Below are 391 nucleotides of genomic sequence, written 5' to 3'. Positions count from 1 at the left end.
CAACGAAATCAAGGTTTCGCTTGCCGCTAACCCATCTCACCTCGAAGCAGTCGACCCCGTTATGGAAGGTATTGCCCGCGCAAAGCAAGACCTCCTCAACAAGGGTGACTCCACTGACGGCTACTCCGTTGTTCCTATGATGTTGCACGGCGACGCTGCATTCGCCGGCCTTGGCATCGTTCAAGAAACCTTGAACCTCGCCCAGCTGCGTGGCTACACCGTCGGCGGCACCATTCACATCATCGTGAACAACCAGATCGGCTTCACCACCACCCCAGACCCCGGCCGCTCTAGCCACTACGCCACCGACCTTGCCAAGGCCTACGGCTGCCCTGTCTTCCACGTCAACGGTGACGATCCAGAAGCAGTGGTATGGGTTGGACGCCTCGCT

1 protein-coding gene is annotated in these 391 nt (G+C 58.8%); it reads left to right on the top strand.

Annotated elements, in window-relative coordinates; all coding sequences use genetic code 11:
• Positions 1 to 391 (top strand): thiamine pyrophosphate-dependent enzyme (locus ET810_RS11885; RefSeq protein ID WP_241657944.1); only part of this gene is annotated, 391 nt, incomplete at both ends.

It is taken from the genome of Corynebacterium silvaticum (assembly GCF_004382825.2).
Classification (GTDB): Bacteria; Actinomycetota; Actinomycetes; order Mycobacteriales; family Mycobacteriaceae; genus Corynebacterium; species Corynebacterium silvaticum.
Note: the sequence above shows the minus strand (reverse complement) of the source record. Positions and strands in the feature narration are given on the sequence as shown.